The sequence below is a fragment of the Myxococcus sp. CA033 genome, assembly GCF_013336625.1.
GTDB lineage: Bacteria > Myxococcota > Myxococcia > Myxococcales > Myxococcaceae > Myxococcus > Myxococcus llanfairpwllgwyngyllgogerychwyrndrobwllllantysiliogogogochensis.
Genome location: NZ_JABUMU010000002.1, coordinates 867,824 through 890,875, shown reverse-complemented (window position 1 = coordinate 890,875; position 23,052 = coordinate 867,824). Strand labels below are relative to the sequence as shown.

Sequence of the window (23,052 nt, the reverse complement as noted above, 5' to 3'; positions counted from 1 at the left end):
AATGTCATCCGTCCTGTCCGTCCGCGCGGTGTCGCCTCGGTGTCTCAGTGCGCACGCCTCCCAGCCCGCTGAACCAGGAGGACGACGGCTCGTCCACCCGCCAGCCGTCACGACAGCTCGGCCCGCGTGGCCTCCAGTCGCGCGGCGGTGTGGTTCCAGTCGTCCGCCAGCCCATCCAGGTGGCCGAGCACGTCCGAGAAGAACCGCGTCTCCAGCGCGCGGGCCAGCGTGGCGCCATGTGCGTCCGCCCACTTGCGGGTGACGCGGGCACGCACCTGGGCGCCCAGCAGGTCCACGAAGCGCTCCATCAGCGGCGTGGACAAAAGCGTACCCGCCCACACCACCGCGTCATGGCCGAAGCCGCCCGTGGCCACTGTCACCACCGCCGCCGCGCCCGATGGCACCGAGTACACCAGCGTCGTCAGCGCCTGGAGCAGCTCCTCGCGCATGCCTCCCTGCAGCTCGCCCGCCACCAGTTCGCGACAGTAGGCATAGAGCGTGGCGCGGTCCGCCGCGTGGGCGTGCAGGGACTCGAAGCCCAGCGGCTCCTCCAGCTTCGCGAGCGTCACGGGCCCGAAGGCCTCGGTCAGCTTCTCTCGTGTCTCGGGGTCTCCGCGCCACGCGGCGACTTCCGGCGCGAAGGCATCCACCAGCCGCCGCACCCCATCCGTCATCGTCGCGTCCACCGTGCGCGAGGGCGTCTGCGAGCCCTCCGGCTCCGGCCCCGTGAAGGACTGGCGCACCTTGCGACTCACGTACGTGAGCGCCGTGGCCAGTCCCCGGAAGGGCAGCCGCACCCATTTGTGGAACTGGCTGCGCGCGTCCAACTCGTCGCGGAAGGCATCGATGAGCACGTCCGCGGGCACCGCCTTGAGCGCCGCCGCGCGGCCCACGCCTTCCAGCTCGTGACGCAGGCGTTGCCGCAGCCGCTCCGGCTCGCTCGCCGCGCGAGTCGACGCGCGCGCCACCGCCTCCAGCTCCGCGCGAGCATCCGCGAGCGACGCCTCCAGCGCCCGGGCCTTCAGCTCCCGTGCGTGCTCGGCCTCTCCCAGGAGGGCATCGAGCGGAGGACTCCCATCCAGCGGCTCCGTCGCGAGGGCCCGCAGGCCCGCCTCGACGTCGGGCTGGTGCGGCGCCAGGTACCGCGCGAGCGGAGGATGGCCCACGTCGGAGGCCAGCTTGTCCAGGTGCCCACGCGCCACCTCCTCGCGCGAGGCCTCGTTGTAGACGAGCAGGTACGGCCGCCCATGGCCCACGGCGGCGCGCAGGAAGTCCACCAGCGCCGCGTTCTGGTACGTCTGCCGGCTCACCACGAACACGAGCACGTCCACCGTGACGAGCAGCGCCTCCGCGCGCTCGCGATTCTCCCGGTACACGCTGTCGAAGTCCGGCGTGTCCATGACGAGCAGCCCGCGCGGCACCGCGTCCGCCAGCACCAGGTACAGCCGCCCCGCGGGGCCCGGCTGGTCCACGGGCGCGAGCGTTCCCGGCGCTACGGGCACCGTGTCGTAGCGACGGGTGAGGAAGTCCTTCAGCGCGCCCGTCCACGTCTCCGGGTGGGCCGCCGCGAGGCACTGCTTCGTCAGGCCTCCCTCGGGCCTCGCGGGCGACAGCGGCGCGCCCACCAGCGCGTTGAAGAGCGTGGACTTGCCCACGTTGTTGGGGCCGGCGATGGCCACCAGCAACAGGGGCGCGTCCGCGGAACCCAGGCGGGGAAGCAGGTCCCTGCGCAGCCGCTCGGCCAGACGCCGGGCCAGGTCCGCGTCCGACGCCTCGGGGAAGCGCTCGGGGGCGGGCAGGGCGTCCAGGGCGGACGCGAGGGAATCACGCAGGGTGTAGGGGTCTCTCGTCATCGGAGGTCCGCGCACACCAGAGCATGTGCGGGAGCGGGTGCCCAGTTGCTTGCGTGGCGGATGTCGTTGAGGGACAGAGCGGCGAGGGCGCGGTAGGGTCCGCCGCCATGCGCATCCACGCCGCCTGCCTGTTGCTGCTGGGGCTCGTCGCCTGCACCGCCGCGAACACGAACACCCCCGTGTCCACGGATGCGACGCATGCCGGAGCCCCCCTGCCGTTCATCGAGGATGACTACGCCCGCGCGCTCGCCGAGGCGAAGGCGAAGGGCATCCCCCTCTTCGTCGACGTCTGGGCACCGTGGTGTCACACCTGTCGCTCCATGAAAGCGTATGTCCTGTCGGACAAGTCGCTGGCGCGCCATGCCGGACGCTACGTCTGGTTGGAGGTGAACACCGACCTGACCCAGAACGCGGCGTTCCAGGAGAAGTTCCCCATCGAGTTCTGGCCCACGCTGTACGTCATCGACCCGCGCGAGGAGAAGCCGCTGTTGCGCTTCGCCGGCAGCGCCACGGTGGAGCAGCTCGTGAAGCTCTTCGAGGACGGTGAGCGCGCCTACAAGGGTGGCATCACCGGCGCGGAGGCGCTCCTGGCGCGCGGTGACGCGCTCTACGGCGAGGGACGCTCGGCGGAGGCCGCGGAGACGCTGACGGAGGCCCTGGCCGAGGCACCCGCGGACTGGTCCCGTCGGGGCCGCGCGGTGGAGTCCCTGATGACGGCGATGTACGGCGCGATGCAGGTGGAGCCGTGCGCGAAGAAGGCGCTGGAGCTGTTGCCGGGCACGCCGCGCTCGCTGTCGTGGGCCAACGCCTCGATGATGGGCCTGATGTGCGCGCTGTCGATTCCGGACCAGGCCGCGAGCAAGGAGCTGCGCGTGGCCCTGGAGGCCAGGGTGGTCGAGGCCATGGGCGCTCCCATCATCGAGATGTCGGGGGATGACCGCTCCGGCCTCTACGAGATGCGGGTGGGCGCGCGAGAGCTGGAGAAGGACGAGGCGGGCGTGAAGGCGCTCGCGGGCGAGTGGCTGGCGTTCCTGGAGGCGGAGGCCGCCAAGGCGCCCAACCCCGACGCACGCTCCGTCTTTGATTCGCACCGCATGCTGGCGGCGATGAAGCTGGGCACGCCCGAGCGCGCCGTGCCCGCGCTGGAGCAGAGCGAGAAGGACCTGCCCCAGGACTACAACCCGCCCGCGCGGCTGGCCACGCTGTACCGGCTGCAGGGGCGCCTGGATGATGCGCTCGCGGCGAGTGACCGCGCGCTCGCGCGGGTGAAGGGCTCCCGCCGCATCAACGTGCTGTCCAACCGGGTCGACATCCACGTCGCGCGCAAGGACGTCGCGGGCGCCACGAAGACGGTGGAGGACGCCATCGCCTACGCCAAGACGCTGCCCGCCTCGCAGGTGTCGCCGCGCATGATGAAGGGGCTGGAGAAGAAGCTCGCCGGCCTCCAGGCGGAGGCCCAGCCCGCGCCGAAGTAGTCCTTCAGGTCAGCGCGCCGTCGCTCGTACGGCGGCGCGCTGACCCAGGTCGAACAGCTCGTACGCGTCGACGGGACAGTGGCTCATCCCGCCGTCGATGAAGACGAGCACCGCCTCCGCCGGGCCCGTCGCTGGCGGGGCACCGTGCGCGCAGTCCACCCGCGTGCCGTCCGTCACCAGGTGGCGCACCACCCCGTCGAGCGCCGTGCCCGAAGTGACGCCCATCAGCTCCCGGATGCGCTTGTCGCGGGTGTGCCCCACCACCTGGGTGAGTCCCGAGGGAAGCCGCCTGGGGTCGAAGCGCCGACGCGGCGTCTGACGCGTGCGCTCGGCGTCCTCCGGCTTCGTGCTGGGGCGCTGGTAGAAGATGCCCGTGCCCTCGCCGTGCGCGGCGTCGCCCGGCTGGTGCAGGCCCGGAACCTCCAGCCGTCCCTGCGTCCAGGCCTCCACCGCCGCGTCCATCGTCGCGTTCAGCGCGTGGGCCACCGCGTCCGCGTCCGCGCGGCGCTCGGGGGCAAGGCCCGTCACGTCCAGGTCCTCGTGGGTGACGCCCGCATGCAGCACCAGCAGCCCGTGGCCCGCGGCGTGCGCGGTGCGAAAGCGCCGGACGCGCAAGAGGTGCTCCACCCAGGCGCGTTGGGCCTCCAGGAAGTTGCCGAAGTCGCGGGCCACCAGCTCGGCCGTGGGCACCTGGGGCCAGCGCGCCAGGAAGGCTTTCTCCCCGGCCTCGTCGGTGAGGCCCTTCTGGTAGACGCGGTCCGCCTCCGCCTGGGCGACGGTGAAGCGGGCGTCGTCGAAGCCGGCCAGCTCTCCCACGCGGCCCAGGTCGTGGTTGCCCAGAATCAGGAGGACCTGGTCGGCGGGATGCGCGGCCAGCCAGGCCACCAGCGCGAGCGCGCTGTTCGCCGCGTGCAGGCGCTCCTCGGGACGACCCCAGTCGAAGTGGTCTCCCACCGAGATGAGCTGCACGTCGGGCAGGAGCCAGCCGTCCGCGCCCAGCAGTCCGTGGTGGTCGAGGATGCCCAGGACCTTGTCGAAGTCCGCCTGCGGGTCGCCCAGGGCGAGCCGTCGTCGGCGGGGGACACCGTCAGGGGGCGCGGAGCGGGGACCTGCCTCCACCGCCTGTCGGGCGCGAGCGTGGGCAGCCTGGATGCGGGTGGCTTGGGAGTCGTTCACCCGCTCATTGTAGAGTCAGGACGTCTGGAAGAAGCGGGCGATGAGCGCCGAGCGGCTCTCCACGTGCGCTTTGGCCAGCAGGTGCGTGACGTGGACCTCCACGGTGCGCTCCGCGCAGCCCAGCCTGCCGGCGATGGACTTGTTCGTCTCGCCCTGGACGATGTGCGTGAGGACCTCGGACTCGCGCGCGGTGAGCGACCAGCGCGCGGCCAGGGCCTGCACGCGCGCGGCGGCGCTGGAGGCGGTGCCCGTGTCGATGGCCAGGTAGTGCGCGGGAAGCCCCGTGGTGCGCAGCGGCGTGAGCGTCAGCGGCCCCGAGCAGGGGATGCCCTGGGCGCCTCGGCGCAGCTGCTCCATCAGCTCCGGCTCGCCGCGCTCCAGCCACACCCGGCCCGCGCTGTTGGCGTGCACCACCCGGCCGCTGCCGCTGACGACCCAGGCGGCTCGACCGAGCGCCTCCATCGCGACCTCCAGCGCGGTGGACATCAGGCCCGACTCGCGCAGGCGCGTCTCCATCGTCAGCCGCCGCTGCAACGTGGGCGTCAACGCCTGGAGCACCCGCTGCTCGCGCTCGGTGAAGGGCTCCTCGCGCATCAACCCCAGCCAGCCCAGGAGCGACGGCCCCTCGCAGACCAGGGTGCGAAGGAAGGCCATGCGCTCCATGCCCAGTTGCCGGTACACCGCGCCGGAGCGGGTGTTGACCCGGTCTCTCTGGGCGTCCAGCTCCGCCTCGGTCAATCCCAGACGCCGCCCCACCTCATATGCGGGCAGGTCATGCAAGGGCATCTGCCGCGCTTCCGACTCCTGCAGCGAGCGGAAGTGCAGCGCCCGGTTGCGTTGGGCCGGCGCGGGACGGGCTGGATCATACCAACCCCAAAGACTCTCCCGGTCCGACAGGAAGGTCTCCAGGGCGTCGAAGACCGACTCCCCTTCCTGGGGGAAGCCCGAGTTGAAGGAATAGCTGACGTGGTAGCGGTCCGGCCCTACATCCACGCCGTAGGCCACCGCGCGCTCCGCCTTGAGCGTGTCGCGCAATGCCCCCAGAAGTGTGGGAAGGGACTCCGAACTCGGCTCCGCTTCGACGAGCAGGGCTTCCAGGTCCGCCAGGATACGCTGTTCCTCGGAATTCAAACGAATCACGATATCCTGAGTATACGCTGGCAATGAGTGACTCCCACTATCCCACCAACACGTCGAAGTTGTGAGTTGTTGAGCATTTATCGGCGACATGCCCTGGAGTCTGAGGCTTCCGGGTGGAAGCAGACATCAGGGCTTCCCCGCATGGAAATCGCAGTGCGTACCGCGCGACAATGAAGTGCAGGCCCACCGGGGGGGAGGGCCTTTCGCGGTAGGTTTCATGTGAGCGCGCGCCGGGGATCGACAGTCGATGCCCGGCGCGTCGCCCTTGTACCCCGCACTTTCCCTACATCTGGCGCGAAGCCCGTGACGCACCCCTGGGACGTCCGCTTCGCGCTTTGATGCGTGGCGTCATCCGCAAGGCCGCGAAACATCACTGTTTCGCAGCCGGCACGCCACTGGCTAACATATTCATGACAATGAATTCCTTCCGTGAGGCTGGACGGATGTCTGTCCATTGCTCGCGGCGAACGAATGCTCATTCAGGGGGAGTCTGAGATGACGATGATGCGCACCGGGAAACTTGCGTTGGGAATGGCCGTGTTGCTGGGCGTGACAGGGTGTCGGACGCCGGGGGCCACGGGGAGTGGAGGGATGAGCGCGTCGGAGGGGTCGTCCGACGGTTCGGGTTCGGGTTCGGGCTCGGGTGGCTCGTCGGACGGATCCGGGGATTCATCGAAGGGGTCCGGGGACTCGTCGAAGGGGTCCGGCGATTCGAGCAAGTCGGAGTCGGGCTCCAGCGAGAACTCGAACCACAGTTCCGAGGAGGGAGGGTCCAGCGAGTCGCGCTCCAGCAAGAGCGACACGGGGACCAGCGAGTCGGAGGGTGCAGGGGAGGGGAAGGACTCGCGCTCGGAAACGAGCAACAGCGAGAACAACGATGGGCGCGTGGTGTCGGCGACGACGGTGGCGGCCACGGTGATTGGCCTGGGGGTGGTCATCTGGCGGGTGATAGCGGCGGCCGAGCGGCGGCGTCAGGCGCCTCCTCCGCCGGAGGAGGTGGGGCGGGCCGCGCAGGTGTATCTGCGCTCCCGGACGCACCAGCTTCGGGAGGACCTGGCGCTGGGGGCGGGGCCCACGGTGGAGGACCTGGCGTCGGCGGCGAGCATCCGTCGGGAGAACCTGGGGACCTTCGGGCGGCTGCTGCGAGCGAACCGCCGCGAGCTGCTGGCGATGGCGGACACGCGCACCCTGACGCCCGAGCGGGCGCTGGCCTGGTTGGCGCGGGTGGGTGAGCTGGCGCGCACGGACCCGAGGCTCGACGAGGACCGGCGCGCCTTCCTCGCGGCCCATGGTGGGGAGGAGGCGACGGCGGAGGTGGTGGAGTGAGGCGCCGGGCGGCGTGGCTGCTGAGTTTCGCGCTCACGCTGCCCGCGTGGGCGGAGCCCGGCGGCGCGCAAGTGACGGAGAAGGCCGAGCCTCCATCGCGAAGTGTGGCGATGGAGGACGAAATGTCGCCGCGAGTGACGGACCCGGCCGAGTCTCCATCGCGAAGTGCGGCGATGGAGGACGAAGTGTCGCCGCGAGCTGGCGCCCGAGCGACGGAGAAGGCCGAGCCTCCATCGCGAGGCGGGACGACGGAGGACACACGTCCCCTGAAGGAACGCGTGTCCGCGCTGGAGCGAGCAGGCGTCCTGTTGCGAGGTGCCGCCGCGAGCGACGAGTCCCTGGTGCGCGAGGTGGAAGCAGGCCTGAGCGCCCTGCCGCCCGCGATGCGCCGCTTTCCAGGAGGTCCGCTGGAGTTCGTCCTTCATCCCGCGTCCGCTCCACTGGGGCTGGGTGATGGAACAGCGGCACGCCCGGACTGGTCCGAGGAGCGCGCCCGCTTCCACCTCTACCAGTACGCACCCTCCTCGGAGCGTCGCGCGACGTTGCGACTGTCACGACTGACGGATGAGGAGTCGGCGCGGCTGTGGCGCCGCCGCGCCGTGGTGCACGCGGTGGTGCAGCGCTGGGACGACGTCTACCAGTGGAGCCGGTCCCAGAGCTGGCGCCGCCTGTCGGGCTGGATGAAGCCCTTCGAGCGCCCGTTGGTCTGGAAGGAGGAAGCGCGCCTGCACTACGCCGGAGCCTTCAGTCGCGCACTCGGACAGAAGAGCGCGTCGCAGGACCTGGTGACGTTCGCGGAAGAATACTTCGTCCCAGTGGAGTCCCTGCGCGAGGACGCGCTGTCCGTGGACGAGCAGGTGCGCTGTCAGGAGTTCTCCAAGTCGCGCGCGCTGACGGAGCTGGTGGAGGCTACGGGGCTCGGAGCGCCGCGCTCACGCGGGGACTGTCCGGCCTTCGACGCCTGGGCGGAACGCGACCTCCTGTCCCATGTCGAGGTCCTCCTGGTGGCGGCCACGGGACGTCAGCCCGAGTCCCTCTTCGGCCACCTGCTGCTGCGCCCCGTCTGGAGCGAGGGCGCCCAGGTGCGAGGCCCTTCCTTCGAGCGCGTCGTGCAACTCGTGGCGCTCACGGGACTGGAGCCCCGAGGCCTGGGCTACGTGGTGAAGGGGATGACGGGCAGCTACGACACCGTCTTCCTCACCGGGACGATGGGCGACCTCACCCACGAGTCGCTGGAGCTGGAGCAACGCACCATCCGCCGCTTCCGACTGCGCCTCACTCGTGGCGAGGAGGCGCGGATGCTGGAGCGCATCTGGGAGCTCGAGCGGCGCGGGTACATGGGCTACTACTTCTTCACCGACAACTGCGCGAGCGCGCTCCTCTTCCTCCTCAACGGAGTCCTGGAGCACGGGCGACAGGTGAGTTCCCCCGGAGCGTTGTGGGTGCTGCCCACGGCTACGTTGGACGCGCTGGCGAAGCTGGAGGTGCTGGGCAAGCAAGGCCCCGCGGGCCCGCTGCTGGAGCTGATTCCGGACGCCTTCGAGTCCACCGGAGACCGCGCCGTGCGCGCGGACGCGATACGAAGAGAGACCCTGGAGTCCCTCACGGGCCTGGTGGACACCTCCGCGCTGACGCGGCTGCTGCGCCTTCACGCCCACCTTCAATCTCCCGAGCCCGACACGAGACGCGAGGCCTATGGAGAGCTGCCGGAGACGGTGAGCGGGGTGCTCGCCTCCGCATCGCCAAAGGCCCGAGCCTCCGTGCGCGAGACACTGCATGCCTACGTGGCCCATGCGGTGCGGGTGGAGCGCGCGGCGTTGGACCGGCTGGAAGGAGAGCGGCTGCGAATCGAGCGCCAGCGGTTGCTCGCGGTGAAGACACCCCTGAAGGGCTCCGCGGAGGCGGGAATCCGCGAGCGTCAGCGGGTCTTCGAGCGAGAGGACGCGCTGCAGCGGAAGCTGGCGGTGCTGGACCGGACGGCGCTGTTCCAGGAAGCCCTGGCCAGGGCGCCGCGCCGCCCGCCGACGCCCAAGGAGTTGAAGGTCCTCGTCCGCGCGGAGCGCACCGAGGCCGCCTTCGTCCGGGCCACCGAGGCACAGGGCGAGCTGAATGACGGCGTGCTGGCGGAGGTCGACGCGGTGGCCTTCCTGGGGGCGGACCGTCGTCGCAAGGTGGAGGCCGAGACACGCTGGGCGGCCTCGGCGCTGCGGGAGTCCGGCGCGGCGCGCACGGTGGTGAGCGTGGGCATGGACTTCCCCGACGTGGGCGCGGCGCGGCCCGTGGTGAGCGTGCGCACCGCGGGGATGGCGGAGGCGTTGGGGGACTCGCGCCTGCATGGCTTCCAGTCGAGCAGCGAGCTGCGGGTCCTGGATGGTGAGCTGTCGCTGGAGCCTCGGTGGGGCCCTCCGCGCGTGGTGTCCACGGACATGACGCTGGTGGGCTACCGCACGTTGCAGCGCGAACTGCCCCAGTTCCGCGAGTCCGCGTGGGACTCGCTCGGGTGGGGCGCGGAGGCGCGCGTGGCCTCGGACGCGGCGCGAGCGTTGCCCTACCGGGCCACCGTGCAGGCGGAGGCGCTGGTGGTGGTGGACGCGGGCGCGCGCTTCTCGCGCTTCACGGCGGTGGGCGTGGGAGGACTCGCGCGGATGCACTGGAGCGAGCACGCCCTGACGCCCGCGGCGGGGCCTCGCCTGTCGCTGACACACCGCACGGGCCTGCCGGGCTCGGGGGCCAACGCGGTGCGCCTGGAAGCGGCCTATGCCCCCACCTGGCGCATGGGCGACGCCCGCCTCACGCATGAGGCGGGGGCCTGGCTCCAGGTGGAGTGGTGGCTGGGGCGCGCGGGGCCCTTCGGGGTGCTGCTCACTCCTCGCGCACAGGTTCGTTGGGAGGGCTCACTCGCTCCACAATCACTTCGCGAGTCACGGTCTCCGTCGTCGTGGTGGTCCGGTACGATGGACCGTCGGCTGGCACTGGGGTTGGAGCTGCGTTGAAGCCCTCGGTCAACAGCGGGCGACAGTAGGGGCCCGTGGCGGCGCCGATGAACGTGCCGATGACGTAGAGGGCCGTCCATCCCCAGAACCCCAGCCCGCCGAAGATGCGCAGCTGGGTGGGGCCGGCGAGGAAGGAGAAGAGCGCGATGAACACTGGCAGCGCGATGGAGCTGACGAGCGCCGCGCCGAGCGCGCGCTTCATGGTCCGCGCGTGGAACCCGCCGAACGCGCCACCAATCAGGCCGTTGAAGAGCGGCACGAAGAAGACGACGAAGCTGGTGATGAGCATCGTCGCCACGCTGACGACGAACCGGTTGTGCTTGAAGCGGATCTCCTCGGACTTCATCCCGATGCCCGCTGGAAGCTCCGAGTACCTGAGCTCGCGGTGCACATCCCGCGCATAGGGGGGAGGGTTGGTGGTTCTATCGGAGCGAATCATCTCGACCATGGCTTTCGAGCCTCCCAAGGGGCAGGTGTGGCGCTCCCGCCGTCCCTCAGGTGTGGGGTCGGCGACGGACATGTGGAAGGGCTGCTGCCCCCATCGGTGAGCGGGCCGCCCTGCGGCCCCCTGGTTCATCCCAGGGGCAAGCCGGGGAAAACGGGCCAGGCAAACCCAAGGGGGCGGGCGTGGGGCTTGGCGGCTCGCCGTCTGCGGCTATGCTGCCGCGCCCGTTAGTCCCCTCACGTCCGTACGGAATTCCCATGAGCCTCCGCCGAGCCCTGCTGACCGTCGTCCTGACCTCCACCTCGCTGCTGACCGCCTGTGCCCTGCGGCCGACCTACAAGGAGCTGATTGCTCCTCCGAGCGCCGCTGGCGTCACCCCCGGGCAGACCGTGGCGCTGCGCGTGGTGGATGGCTCCGGCAAGCCCGTGGAGGGGGCCCGGGTACGCGCGGGCGAGGGCCGTACGCGCCTGAACGTCCTCAGCGACGCGGATGGCCTGGTGAAGCTGGAGGCGAACGAGGCGCTGCTGAAGGAGAACCCGCTGGTGGAGGTGGTGCTGCCCAAGGGCGTGAAGGAGTACCGCCTGCAGCTCGCGCCCTCGGGTGAGGCGCCCGCCGCTCCCGTGGAGACCGCGCCCCAGGCTCCCGCCGCGCCGGAGCAGGCTCCCGCGACGGAGACCCCGGCCACGGAGACCCCGGCCACGGAGACCCCCGCGTCCGGCACGCCGGCCACCACCCCGGAGGCGGCGCCCAGCCCCGTGCCGCAGCCGTCCGGGACGCCCGCGCCCACGCCCGGCACCTGAGCCGAGCGTCGTCCGTCCTCCGCGCGAGGCTCAGCCGAGCTTCGCGTGGAGGAAGTCCACGGTGCGCTTCCACGCCTGGCGCGCATTCTCGGGCGAGTGGACCTCCGGTCGAGTGTCGTTGAAGAACGCGTGGCTGGCGTCGTAGCGGTGGAACTCCGCGGGCACGTGGGCGCGCTTCAGCTTCTGCTCCAGTGCATCCACGCGGTCCGGCGTGCACCAGTCGTCGTTCTTCGCGAAGTGGCCCAGCACCGGCGCGCGGATGCGCGTGACGTCCACGGTCTCCGGAGGAATCCCGTAGAAGGGGACCACGGCGTCGAGCTGCGGGTCAGTGACTCCCGCCAGCAGCGTCAGCGCGCCTCCCATGCAGAAGCCCAGGACGGCGACCTTGGTGCCCGGCCCACCGCGCTCGCGCAGCGCATCCGTTGCGGCGCGTAGCTCCTCGCTGGCCTTGCCCCAGTCCAGTTGCGCCAACAGCCTGTCCGCCTCCGCCGCGTCCTTTGTCGTGCGGCCGTGGTACAGGTCCACCGCGAACACGGTGAAGCCCTCCTTCGCGAGTCGGTCGGCGATGCCTTGGATGTGCGCGTTCAGGCCCCACCACGAGAGCCAGCCAGTTCCTGGCCCTGCTTGCCAGTCAGCCTTGCCTGCCCTGCCATGCGCGCACCCCTTGAGTGATGGAGGAAGCGGCGTAGCTTGATCTCGGGGCCTTGAAGTGCCTCGGCTCGTGGAGGCGGGAATGTCGAAGGCGTTCACGAAGGAAGACTCGGGTGGGGATGAGGCGCTGGTGCCGCCGCGCCCGAGGTCCGCTTCGGGAGACAAGCGCTACATCACGCCCGAGGGCTACCGCGCGCTGCAGGACGAACTGGCGTCCATGCAGGGCCCGGACGCAGGTGCGCAAGGGCTGACGCCGCTGGAGGCCGGGGTGCGGCGTCAGGAGCGAGAGAGAAGAGCGCGGCACCTCGCTGCGACGTTGGAGGAAGTGCGGGTGGTGGAGCCAGACCCGGCGCAGGTGGGACGTGTCTTCTTCGGCGCGTGGGTGGAGTTGGAGGACGAAGAGGGCGAGCGGGTGCGCTACCGCATCGTCGGCCTGGATGAAGCGGACGTGAAGGCGGGGAGGCTCAGCGTGGAGTCGCCGCTGGCCAGGGCGTTGCTGGGCAAGGAAGTGGGGGAGTCCGTGCAGGTGGAGCGACCCCGAGGCGCGGTGGAGTACACGGTGGTCGCGGTGGACTATGGTGCCTCTCCGTTTCCCGCACCCCTGTCCTTGTGAGTCCCCGACATGCGAAGCCTCCTGGCGGTCCTGGTCGCGATTCCTTCGCTGGCCCTGGCGCAGTTGAAGGATGTGGAGAAGGTCTCTGTGACGAGCAGTCCCGTCGCGGGCAACGTGCACATGCTGGTGGGCGCGGGCGGCAACATCGGCGTCTCGGTGGGACCGGATGGCCTGCTCATCGTCGATGACCAGTTCGAGCCCCTGGCGCCCAAGATTCACAAGGCCTTGGACAAGCTGAGCAAGGCGAAGATCGCTTATGTGCTGAACACGCACTGGCACGGCGACCACACGGGCGGCAACGCCGTCTTCGGCCGCGAGGGCCGCATCGTGGCGCATCGCGAGGTGCGCACGCGGCTGGTGGTCGGGCAGGACAGGGGGGATCGCGGAGTCGTCCCTCCGGCGAAGAAGGAGGCGCTGCCGGTCATCACCTACGACACGGGCATGTCGCTGTACTTCAACGGCGAGGAGATTCGCCTGACGCACCTGCCGGCGGGCCACACGGATGGCGACACGCTGGTGCACTTCGTGGGCTCCAACGTGATGCACACGGGTGACCAGTTCTTCGTGGACGCCTTCCCGTTCATCGACGTGAACAGCGGCGGCTCGGTGGAAGGGTACGTGCGCAACGTGGAGAAGCTGCTCCAGACGCTCCCGGCGGACGTGAAAATCATTCCGGGCCACGGGCCGCTGACGGACCGCGCGGGCCTGGAGCGCTTCGTGGGGGCGCTGCGCGAGTCGGTGGCCCTGGTGCGCACCCGGCGTGAGGCCGGCAAGACGTTGGAGCAGGTGAAGGCGGAGGGCGTGCCGGAGCACCTCAAGTCCTTCGGCGAGGGCTACATCAAGACGGACGTGTGGCTGGAGACGGTGTACCGCGGCCTGGAGAAGGGCGCGGCGAAGGCGACGGACAGCAAGTAGTCAGCGCTTCGTCGCGATGACGGTGGCCAGGGGCGTGAAGGGCTCGGGGAGGATGCTGTCGCGAACCTCGACAGTGAACCCCTGGGCCTCCAGCAGTGCCCTGGCGCGAGGCACCAGGAACGTCAGGTAGTACATGACGAAGGGCGGCTTCCAGAGGGCGTTGCGCACGCGCATGGCGGCGTTGAAGCCTCGGGCCACCCAGTAGCCCGGACGCAGCATCGACGGTGGATGTCCGGTGACGAAGAGGAATCGGCCACCGGGACGCAGGGCGCGATGGATGCCTTGCAGCAGGCGCGGCTCGTCCGACTCGAGGATGTGACCGAAGGCACCGAAGCAGGTGACGACGTCGAACTCGGCGTCGAAGGTCATCTCCAGCGCGTCACCCCGGACGAACTGGAAGGCGGCGGTGCCCGGAGCGCCGGAGAGGCGGCGGTCGGCTTCCTCGAGCATGCCCTGACTCAGGTCGATGCCGACGACGCGCTCCCGGGCGAGTGGCCGCAGGTGGCGCATGGCGGCGCCGGTGCCACAGCACACGTCCAGGGCGGTGTCGACTGAGCCGGCAGGGCCCAGGGCGTCGATGGCGGCCTGGATCACGGGGTCTGGCGTGCGGAAGGGTGTGTAGTCGAACTTGGGGGCGAGCAGGTCGTAGCCGTGTTCGACGGAGGTCATGGCCTGCTCGGCCAGCTCGAGGAGGGTGGGCCCTTGGCGGTGGAACATGGTGAGGTTGGGTGTACCGCACCCGGGGCCGCGCCAGGACTGCTTCTGGCTGTCCATGTGCACCATGAACGCTCGGCGGGACGGCCTGCTCGATTCCCGAGGAGCGGTGGTAATAGGCTGCTCGCTCATGCGCCGTGCAGCCGCCGTCGCCTTCCTGGCGCTCCTGGTCGTAGATTGTCGAGACGAGCGGCTCGTGCCCTCGCTTCCCGCCGGCTATCACGTCGACACGTACGCGCAGCGCCCTGCCCCCGCGGTGGATGTCCTGTGGGTGGTGGACGATTCGGCCTCCATGGCACCGCGTCAGGAGTCGCTCGCGCGCAACTTCCAGGCCTTCATCTCGCTGTTCCGCGAGGGGCGCGTCGACTACCGGATGGGCGTGGCGACGACGGACACCTTCACGCGGCCGGGGGCCCTGGTGGGCACGCCGCGAATCCTGAGGCCGGACACACCTGAGCTGGAGCAGGCCTTCGCGAACAGCGTGCGCGTGGGGACGCAGGGAAGTGCGTACGAGGCGGGCCTGGAGGCCGCGAACCTCGTGCTGGAGCAGGTGGCTCGCGAGAACGCACCGGTGCTGGAGGCCCGCGCGGCCTGTGTGGCGCGCTGCTCCACACAACCCTGCCGCGACGGTTGCGCGCTGGAGCACGCCGTGGACTTCCTGCGTCCGGGAGCGTGGCTCTATCTGGCCTTCGTGACGGATGAGGACGACCGCTCGCCGCATGACGTGCGCATGTATTGGCGCGCGTTCGAGCAGGCGAAGGGGCTGGGAAATGACGGGACGGTGGTGGCCTCCGCCATCATCGGGGACGTGCCCGCGAATGGCTGTGGCGCGGAGCCGGGGACTCGGTACGCGGAGCTGGTGACGCTGATGGGTGGGGAGCTGGGGAGCATCTGTGACCAGGACTTCGCGCGAGCGCTCCGCACGCTGGCGACGAGCGCGGTGGGCTTGCGGCGCACGTTCGCGCTGGAGCGTGTCCCTCGTGTGGACTCGTTGCGGGTCCGGGTGCGGTATCCCTGTGGTGCGACGCAGGACGCGCTGAGCGCTTGTGACGCGGTGGACCGAGAGGCGTGCGCGGGTCAACCAGGCGAAGCGTTGGATGCCGTCTGCACGCCCAGGGCCGGAGCCGAGGATGGCTGGGTGTACCAGCCCGAGCGAAGGACGGTGTTCTTCGCGGGGGACTCGGTGCCCGGGCTCGGGTCAAGGGTGGAGCTGGAGTACGTGGAAGAGGACGCGTCGTGAGGACGTGGGCGGCTCGCGGAGGGTGGTGGCTCGTCGTGGGCTGCTTGCTGACGGGAGGCTGCGGGAAGGATGTGTCTTCGCTGCCGGTGGTGCCTCGCTGGGTGGCGCCCGAATCCACGCTCGATTTCGGAGAGGTGCCCGCGCTGAACGAGCGCACGGTGTCCCTTCCGCTGGTGAACGCGGGGCGTGCTCCGCTGCGCGTGGTGGGTGTCTCGGTGCGGGAGGCGGACAGTCCGTTTCGAATCATCTCCGCGCCAGTGGAAGTCCCCGCGCAGGCGGAGTCCCCCGTGCTGTTGGCCTTCGTCCCTCCGCGCGAGTCTCCGTACACGGCGACCTTGGAGCTGCACACGGATGACCCGAGTCGTCCGTCGCTCGACGTGTCATTGCGAGGAGAGGGGCGTACCTCGGCGATTCTGGAGTTGGACGCGGAGCGGATCGAGTTCGGACGTGTCTCGGAAGGTGCCGCCGTGGTGCGTTCCTTCAAGGTGCGCTCGCGGGGCAACGCGCCGCTGGTGCTCGAATCACTGACCCTTGTTGGTGACTCGATACCGTCGGCCTTTCAGCTCGTGGGCTCCACGAAGACCCCGGCGGTCCTGGATGTGTCGAGCGAGGTGGAGCTGTCGGTCCGCTATGCGGTGCCTCTGGGTGCTGCCTCCGAGGAGGTGAGCGGAGGACTCCTGCTGCGGACCACGGACCCTGACCACCGAGAGGCGCGAGTGGCGCTGCACGGCGGGGTGAATCTGGCGCCGGTGCCTGTCATGGGTGCGATGGGAGACAGCGTACCTGGAGGAGAGGTGGTGCTGGACGCAACGGCCTCGACGGACGCGGATGGGGATGGGCCGCTCACGTACGAATGGGTGCTGCGGGAGAGACCGGTGGGTGCGCGGGCTCAGGTGATGGAGCCGGGGGCGGCCCGCACGGTGTTGCGGTTGGACCCGGTGGTGCCGGGGGCGTACGTGGTGGAACTCGCGGTGATGGATGCCGCTGGCGCTCGAAGTCCTCGTCCCGCGAGCGCGCGTGTCCTGGCGGTGCCGGCGCAGCGACTGTTGGTGGACGTGTCCTGGGACCACGCGGAGACGGACCTGGACCTGCATGTGTCGCGGGGCGTGGACGCGGTGCCGGGCTCTGTGGACGACTGTCACTACGCGAATCCGCGTCCGGACTGGGGAGCGCCCGGACTCGCGGAGGACCCGGAGTTGTTGAGAGACCGGCTGACGGGTTACGGCCCGGAGGTGTTCGGTTACGAGAGCCCGGTGGCGGGGACCTACCGTGTGGCGGTGGTGCTGGCGCGCGCGAATGGAGCGGTGGACCCGCGCAGTGGGGCGACAGTGCGTGTGTATGACCGGGGCGTGTTGAAGGGCGAGTTCCGTCGCACCCTGGCGAGTCAGGGTGAGGTGTGGACGGCGGCGGACGTGCAGTGGCCCTCGGGCGTGGTCACGGAGGTGCCGTGACGATGCGGTGGTGGCTCCTCGTGGTGGCGTGCTGCGTGTTCGCCTGTTCCTCCAAGGAGACAGTGCCACCCGTGCTGCCGGATGCGGGGCCGAGCCCGACGTCCTGTGCGCGGCGCGAGGACTGCGAGGGAGGACAGGTCTGCACGCTCGCGGGTGTCTGCGGTGCCTGTGAGTCGAGCGGCCAGTGTCGGCTCAAGGAACGCTGTGACGATGAGGCCCGGGCCTGTGTGCTTCGTGAGGGCTGGGGCACGGACTGCGCGACGAACGAGGCGTGTGCATTCGGGCTGTGGTGCCGACAGGGGCTCTGTCTCGCGAGGACGCAGGTGGTGCTCTGTCCCTCGGGAGCGAGGGGCGAGTGTCCCACCGGGCAACGATGCAATGGGTCCACGCTCGTCTGCGAGGAGGACCTGGGATGTGTCGAGGATGCGGACTGTGGTGCCGAGGAGCGCTGCAATCCCGGGCTGCATGCCTGTGTGGCCCGTTGCACCGAGGTCACCTCGTGCGGGGACGGGGAGCACTGCGCGGAGGGTCTCTGCGTCCAGTGTGAGGCGGACACGGACTGCTCGGTGGGCTTGGTGTGTGACGCGGCGGGACGGTGTTCATCGACACCGCGTTGCTATTCGGACCGGGACTGCGAGGTGCCTCGGGTGTGTCATCTGGCGAGCGGGGCGTGCCTGCCGGGTTCTCCACCGTGTGGCTCGGATGATGACTGCGCGATGGACCAGCTTTGCGACCTCGGCACGGGAACCTGTGAGCCCCGGGCTTGTCAGCCGGATGCGCTGGAGCCCAACGACACGGTGTCCACGACGTTCCCCGTGAGCGCGAGTCGCTACGTGAAGTTGACGCTGTGCCCGGATGACGTGGACCACTACTCGCTCGCCTTGGAGCGAGGGGACCAGCTCGGCGTGAACGTGGACGCGGAGGTGTTCGCGGAGTCGGTGTTCTCCACGACCATTGAAGACGCGAGGGGTCGGGTGCTGGCGACGGGACGATTCCGCATGTCGCACGTCGTGGCGGAGCGAGGCACGTATACGGTGCGGATCGCCTCGCGTGACACACTGCCGCGAGCGTATGACATCGGCTTCTTCCTCTCGCGAGGCACGCCCTGTGATGACGATATCCACGAGCCCAACGACACCGTCGATACGGCCACGGACCTGCCGGAGCGCCTGTCGCTGGTGGGGATGGTCTGCCCGGGAGAGCAGGACCATGTTCGATTCACCGTGCCCGTGGCCCAAGGCGTGAAGGTGTCGCTGTCGGGCTACGCGGCGGACCGTGGCTTGCTGCGCCTGTGTCTCTTGGGCGAGAGCGGAGGCGTGGAACTGGGCTGCTCGCAAAACGTGGAGGGCGCCACGGTGTCGCTGCCGGCTCCGACCGTGGCGGGCCAGCGGCTCACCGCGAGAGTGGTGGGCGATGACGCGCGCACGACGAATGGCTACACGCTCCAGGTGGAGTGGCTCCCATGAGGAATTCCTCATGGCCCAGTCGTCGCACGTTGGTGCCGACGCCGAACGACCACCTGCCTCTGGGCGCACGGGCATGAATGACTACACGCTCCAGGAGGAGTGGCTCCCATGAGGAACTCCTCATGGCCCAGCCGTCGCACGTCGGTGCCGACGCGAGCGACCACCTGCCTGGGGCACGGGCATGAATGGCTACACGCTCCAGGAGGAGTGGCACCCATGAGGAGTTCCTCATGGCCTGGTCGCCGCATGGCAGTGCCGACGGCGAACAGCCACCTGCCTTCGGGCTCGCGGGAATCACGCACGCCAATCCCGGATGGCTTCGCGATGAGGGCTCCGGCCCGAGCGGGCAACTGCTCCTTCATCGCGCACGTCACCCGGGTGCGTATGGGCTTGTGGCTCGCTGCCAGGAGCGGCCACTTCTGGCCCGGTTGCACGAATCGTGTCGATGTCGAGCGACCTCGGCGCGGGTTCGTGCTGGGTCTGTTGGTCCTTGTCCTCGCGGCCTGCGGAGGCTCGTCCCGACCACCGGGCGACCTGCCGGATGCGGGTTCACGTGATGCGGGTGCGGAGGACGCAGGCCCCACGGACGCGGGGACTCAGGTCGACGCGGGGGCATCGGCCGCGCCCGTCATCCACTCGGCGCTGCCCACGCGGGGAGAGAGTGGGGGTGGAACCTGGGTGACGTTGAAGGGCCGTGGCTTCGTGGAAGGGGTGGCCGCGACGCCCTCGGAAGCCGCGCTGCGCACGGAGGTGCGGGTCGGCTCGCGCGCGGTTCGGGACTTCCAGCTCATCGACGACACCACGCTCGACCTGCGCACGCCTCCTGGCATCGAAGGTACGGCAGACGTCTCGGTGAAGAACCCGAATGGGACGACGGTCTGCGCGGCGTGCTTCACGTACTTCGATGTCTTCGACTTCCGCGCTGTCTCGCCCGATACGGGAGCGCAAGGGGGCGGTGACACCGTGGTGCTGGTGGGCGCGGGCTTCCCTTCGAGCACGGGGCTCCAGGTCCTCTTCGGAGGCACGGCGAGTCCCTCCGTCACGCGAGTGTCCTCCTCGGAGCTTCGAGTCGTCGTTCCCCGGAGCACCACTGTTGGCTCCGTCGACGTGCGGGTGCAGGGCGCCGGCGTGGGTGACGTGCTGAGGCGTGCATACCGCTACGTCGAGGACACCCGCGTCACCGACATCGAGCCGCTCACGGGGACGATGTTCGGGGGCACGTCCGTCGTCTTCACGGGACAGGGCTTCGAGGGCACGACGGAGGTCTTCTTCGGAGACACGTCCGCGCCCTCCTTCCGCGTGGAGTCACCCACGCGCCTCGTGGTGGCCTCGCCACGGCACATGGACATGGAGACAGTCCCCGTGCGCATCGTCACCCCGCGAGGTGCCTGGACGGTGCGCCAGGGATTCACGTACGCGGACAGTCCGCAGGGCACCGTGTTCGGCGTGTTGGGAGTCTTTCCACGCGTGGGGACGCGAGAGGACGGCACGGTGACGCTGACAGGACTGGCGTTCGACTTTCCGGACCTCTCCGTCACTTTCGATGAAACGCCCGTCCAGATTGTCGCGGCGACCCGGTTCACGCTCACGGTCCGCGTTCCGCCGCGAGGCACGCTTCCGCGCACAGTCCCCGTGACGGTCAGCGCGGCCTCGCTGCGCAGTCACCTCCCAGGGGGCTACACCTATCGGCTCGCGCTCACGCGGGTGACGCCTGGAACGGGCCCCTCGGGAGGAGGAAGTCAGGTCCTCCTCGAAGGAGACGCACTGCCTCCGGATGCCGTGGTGCGAGTCGGCGCGCTTTTTTCTCCAGATGTGACGGTGCTGGGAACGACGGAGCTCCGCCTCACCACGCCGCCAGGTGGCGCGGGAGCGCACTCGCTCCATGTCTCCTCGGCGAGCGACCCGGAGAACGAAGCCCTGCTCCCGAACGCCTTCACCTACGAGCCCGCGCTCGTGCTCTCCCAGGTGGAGCCCGCGCGCGGTGCCATCGCGGGAGGCTCGCGAGTGACGGTGCGAGGGACCGGCTTCGTTGAAGGCATCCGCGTCACCTTTGGCGGAGAGCCCGCGAGCGACGTGCACGTGGTGGACGCCCACACCCTCACATGTCGAACTCCCGTGTCGCGGAGCCAGGGGCCCGTGGAGGTGGCCGTCATCCAGGGAGCCGTGCGCTCGGCGCTCTCCGAGGCCTTCACCTACTTCGACCCGCGAGGCCCTGGAGGTCTCTCGGGTGCGCTGCTCACGGGAACGTTGAATGTCACGGTGCTCGACACTTCCTCGGGGACCTACGGGCAGCCCGTCGTGGGCGCGAAGGTCCTGCTCGGCACGGGCTCGCCGGCACTCCTCCAGGGTGAGACGGACGCACGCGGACAGTTGACGCTGTCCGACTCACGGATGGTGGGCGCGCAGAGCGTCACCGTCTTCAAGGCGGGCCACGATGTGGTGACGGTGGCGGGTATCCGCTCGGAGAACCTGACGGTGTACCTGCGCCGTCTCGACAGCGAAGGCAACCCGGGCAATCCGCCCGTGCCCGCGAGTGCTCGAATCACGGGTCGGGTGCGAGGCTTCAAGCCGCCCAGGCCGCTCCAGACTGGAGAGGTGTTGGAGGCTCGCGTCTTCGTGGCGCAGTTGAGCCCCGCGTCGGGCCCTCCTTTCGCGGGGCCCGGAGACCGTCGCGCGGAGACGTGGCGGATTCGCGAAGAGGGTGGCGCCTACGTCGTGCAGGCGCAGCCCGGCTTGCGCGCGGTGTATGCGGTGCTCGGCGTGCTGAAGGACGAGGTCGACTTCGAGCCCTACCTGCTCGGCGTGCGTCGCGGCATCGCGGCCTCGGGCACGCGGGTGTCCGAAGGACAGGACGTGGTGTTCGACGTGCATCTGGACGTCGCCGCGCCCCACTCCGTGGCGGGGCCCGTCATCATCGCGGGCGAGGAAGCCCTGCATCAGGTCTACGCGTGGCTGGACCTGGGCGCGGAGGGACTGGTTCCTCATCCGCACAACTGGGGCACGGGCTCGCGCTTCTTCTCCTCTGTCGAAGGGCCCGGTCCGCTGCTCACGTTCCCCCAGCTTCCTCGAGTGGACGGGGCGAGCCTTCTCTTCCTCGACCTGCTTCGAGGCACCACGGCCTATCCCCAGAGCGTGCTGTATCACCGTCAGCCAGGAGCCCTGGAGGCGGGCGTGACGCTCCCGCCGATACTCCCGCTCCCTGTCTTCACCGAGCCCGCGCGGGATGCCCGCTTCACGGGAGCGGTGGCCTGGACTCCATCGTCCTCCGGTGCCACCCCGGACGTGCAGGTCCTCACCCTGATGGCGCCTGGTACGACAGGCGGCATCCGCTGGACCGCCGTGCTTCCGGGCGGCGAGACGCGGGCGACGCTCCCTGAGGCCGCGTTGCAGTCGCTGCGCGCGGAGCTGCCCGAAGGCGCGCGACTTCGCGCGGACCTCTCCGTCGCGCGAGTCCCTCGCTTCGAGTATTCGCAGTGGACCTACGACACGCTGTCCACCGCGACCTGGACGGCCTACGTCCTGGGGCGCTCGGAGGTCTTCGACCCGTGATGCGCCGCTGGCTTCCCCTCGCCGTGCCGCTGCTGCTCCTCCTCGCCGCCTGTCGCGGTGACGCTCCCGTGGGCGATGAGGGCTGTCGCGTGGACTCGGACTGCGGCACGCCGTCGGAGGCGTATCGGTGTGACACGGAGACGTCGGCCTGTCGGTGTCGCACGGACGGCGCCTGTGCGCCGGGAGAGCTGTGCAACGAAGCGGGCTTCTGCCAGGACCGCGCGGGCTGCGAGTCGAACGCGGACTGCGGTGAGGACTCCCTCTTCTGCGACACCAGCACCGGCACCTGCCTGACGCGCGGCCGTTGCGCCACGGACCTGCACTGCGCGCTGGGCGAAGTCTGTGACCTCGCGCGGACCACGTGCGTGGCGGGCTGTCGGACATCCGGAGACTGCGCGGGCACGGCCTGCCGCTGCGGTGATGCACCGTGTCTCTGCGACGCCACCACGCCAGAAGGGCGCGCCGCCTGTGCCCTGGGTGTCTGCGACGCGAGCTTCTGCGCGGACGCGCGAGACTGCGCCTTCGGTGAGTCCTGCGGCACGCCGTCGGGCGTGGAAGCGGGGACATGTTTCAGCGACTTCGACCCGGTGAGACGTCCCTACTGCGCCAGCTGCATCTACGGCGGTGGCCTCCAGGTCTGCGGTCGCGGCGCGAACTTCTGTCTGCGCGAGACGGCGAGCCCGGGGACTGCCTTCTGCGGCGCGGATTGCTCGGAGGGGCAGGGTTGTCCTCATGGCTACCAGTGCTCGGACGTGGTGGTGGTCGCCAGTCGTGCGCGCTGTCGCTCGGATGCGCAGTGCGCGCCGTCGCCCTCGTTGCCGTGCCGTGAGGACTCGCACTGTGGACGTGGCGGGCGTTGCGTGAAGTCGGACGGACAGGCCGAGGGCGCGTGCGCGGGACGTTGCTCGATTGCGGAGGGGGACGTGGAGGGCTTCTGCTCATGCCAGCAGGACACCGACTGCGTGCAGGATGCTTGCAGCCAGGGCACGTGCACGGTGAGTCGTCGCTCGTGCGTGGGTGACGCGGACTGCCGGCCCATCCGCTGCGTGGACCATGAAGGCGCGGGAGGCTGTTTCGTGGGGCGCAACTGCGCTCCCGAGGAGGGCCTCACCTGCGCGGAGGTCGCACCTCGCTTCGCCCGGTAAGTCCCTGGTTCCACGGGGGTTTGAGCGCCTTGCCTACATCCGCGCTCGATGTCCGCGAGGAAGGGTGGTGCCCGGTGGTGAATGTTCCGGAGGGTGCCCC

General features: G+C 70.1%; 17 protein-coding genes. 11 read left to right on the top strand and 6 right to left on the bottom strand.

Annotated elements, in window-relative coordinates; genetic code table 11:
- Positions 1–107: 107 nt before the first annotated feature.
- Positions 108–1,853, bottom strand: coding sequence for a GTPase domain-containing protein (locus HUA78_RS09460; protein WP_174476106.1), 1,746 nt, complete (start codon positions 1,851–1,853; stop codon positions 108–110).
- Positions 1,854–1,960: 107 nt separating this feature from the next.
- Between HUA78_RS09460 and HUA78_RS09455 the strand changes: the two genes are divergently transcribed.
- Positions 1,961–3,328 carry a thioredoxin family protein gene (locus HUA78_RS09455; RefSeq protein WP_174476201.1) on the top strand — a complete coding sequence of 456 codons (1,368 nt, stop codon included), beginning with the start codon at positions 1,961–1,963 and terminating at the stop codon, positions 3,326–3,328.
- Positions 3,329–3,337: 9 nt separating this feature from the next.
- Here HUA78_RS09455 and HUA78_RS09450 read toward each other — a convergent pair whose 3' ends face one another.
- The 3 genes from HUA78_RS09450 to HUA78_RS09440 form a co-directional block, all read right to left on the bottom strand.
- Positions 3,338–4,504: a metallophosphoesterase gene (locus tag HUA78_RS09450; RefSeq protein WP_174476105.1), complete on the bottom strand. Its 1,167-nt coding sequence runs from the start codon at positions 4,502–4,504 to the stop codon at positions 3,338–3,340.
- Between the two features lie 15 nt (positions 4,505–4,519).
- Positions 4,520–5,644, bottom strand: coding sequence for a helix-turn-helix transcriptional regulator (locus tag HUA78_RS09445; RefSeq protein ID WP_141643653.1), 1,125 nt, complete (start codon positions 5,642–5,644; stop codon positions 4,520–4,522).
- 479 nt (positions 5,645–6,123) lie between these two features.
- Positions 6,124–6,582: a hypothetical protein gene (locus HUA78_RS09440; protein WP_217442393.1), complete on the bottom strand. Its 459-nt coding sequence runs from the start codon at positions 6,580–6,582 to the stop codon at positions 6,124–6,126.
- Between HUA78_RS09440 and HUA78_RS09435 the strand changes: the two genes are divergently transcribed.
- The 3 genes from HUA78_RS09435 to HUA78_RS09425 all read left to right on the top strand — a co-directional run bounded on the left by HUA78_RS09435 (position 6,560) and on the right by HUA78_RS09425 (position 11,208).
- Positions 6,560–6,970 carry a hypothetical protein gene (locus HUA78_RS09435; RefSeq protein WP_371745534.1) on the top strand — a complete coding sequence of 137 codons (411 nt, stop codon included), beginning with the start codon at positions 6,560–6,562 and terminating at the stop codon, positions 6,968–6,970. The genes HUA78_RS09440 and HUA78_RS09435 overlap by 23 nt on opposite strands.
- A complete protein-coding gene (locus HUA78_RS09430; protein WP_371745533.1) occupies positions 6,967–9,963 on the top strand; it encodes a DUF4105 domain-containing protein in 2,997 nt (998 codons plus the stop codon). The genes HUA78_RS09435 and HUA78_RS09430 overlap by 4 nt, the downstream gene beginning before the upstream one ends.
- A gap of 702 nt (positions 9,964–10,665) precedes the next feature.
- Positions 10,666–11,208, top strand: a complete 543-nt coding sequence (locus HUA78_RS09425; RefSeq protein ID WP_174476103.1) for a hypothetical protein — start codon at positions 10,666–10,668, stop codon at positions 11,206–11,208.
- A 30-nt stretch (positions 11,209–11,238) separates the two neighbouring features.
- On the opposite strand, the gene HUA78_RS09420 is transcribed toward HUA78_RS09425, so the two are convergent.
- Positions 11,239–11,958, bottom strand: a complete 720-nt coding sequence (locus HUA78_RS09420) for a dienelactone hydrolase family protein (protein WP_371745532.1) — start codon at positions 11,956–11,958, stop codon at positions 11,239–11,241.
- On the opposite strand from HUA78_RS09420, the gene HUA78_RS09415 reads away from it, so the two are divergent.
- Together HUA78_RS09415 and HUA78_RS09410 are read left to right on the top strand one after the other, a co-directional pair.
- Complete coding sequence (locus tag HUA78_RS09415; RefSeq protein ID WP_174476102.1) at positions 11,942–12,472, top strand: GreA/GreB family elongation factor; 531 nt, start codon at positions 11,942–11,944, stop codon at positions 12,470–12,472. The genes HUA78_RS09420 and HUA78_RS09415 overlap by 17 nt on opposite strands.
- Before the next feature lie 9 nt (positions 12,473–12,481).
- Positions 12,482–13,387, top strand: a complete 906-nt coding sequence (locus HUA78_RS09410; RefSeq protein WP_174476101.1) for an MBL fold metallo-hydrolase — start codon at positions 12,482–12,484, stop codon at positions 13,385–13,387.
- Here the strand turns inward: HUA78_RS09410 and HUA78_RS09405 are convergent, their stop codons facing one another.
- Entirely contained in the window at positions 13,388–14,104 is a 717-nt protein-coding gene (locus HUA78_RS09405) for a class I SAM-dependent methyltransferase (protein WP_174454355.1), read from the bottom strand.
- A gap of 127 nt (positions 14,105–14,231) precedes the next feature.
- Here HUA78_RS09405 and HUA78_RS09400 point away from each other — a divergent pair, with 127 nt between their 5' ends.
- The 5 genes from HUA78_RS09400 to HUA78_RS09380 all read left to right on the top strand — a co-directional run bounded on the left by HUA78_RS09400 (position 14,232) and on the right by HUA78_RS09380 (position 22,952).
- Positions 14,232–15,341, top strand: a complete 1,110-nt coding sequence (locus tag HUA78_RS09400) for a vWA domain-containing protein (RefSeq protein WP_174475862.1) — start codon at positions 14,232–14,234, stop codon at positions 15,339–15,341.
- Positions 15,338–16,792 (top strand): choice-of-anchor D domain-containing protein, encoded by a 1,455-nt coding sequence (locus HUA78_RS47480; protein ID WP_174476100.1) that lies wholly within the window; start codon positions 15,338–15,340, stop codon positions 16,790–16,792. The genes HUA78_RS09400 and HUA78_RS47480 overlap by 4 nt, the downstream gene beginning before the upstream one ends.
- A 2-nt stretch (positions 16,793–16,794) precedes the next feature.
- Positions 16,795–18,258, top strand: coding sequence for a hypothetical protein (locus tag HUA78_RS09390; RefSeq protein WP_174476099.1), 1,464 nt, complete (start codon positions 16,795–16,797; stop codon positions 18,256–18,258).
- A gap of 246 nt (positions 18,259–18,504) precedes the next feature.
- Positions 18,505–21,807 carry an IPT/TIG domain-containing protein gene (locus HUA78_RS09385; RefSeq protein ID WP_217442391.1) on the top strand — a complete coding sequence of 1,101 codons (3,303 nt, stop codon included), beginning with the start codon at positions 18,505–18,507 and terminating at the stop codon, positions 21,805–21,807.
- Entirely contained in the window at positions 21,804–22,952 is a 1,149-nt protein-coding gene (locus HUA78_RS09380) for a hypothetical protein (protein ID WP_174476097.1), read from the top strand. The genes HUA78_RS09385 and HUA78_RS09380 overlap by 4 nt, the downstream gene beginning before the upstream one ends.
- The last annotated feature ends 100 nt before the right edge of the window (positions 22,953–23,052 follow it).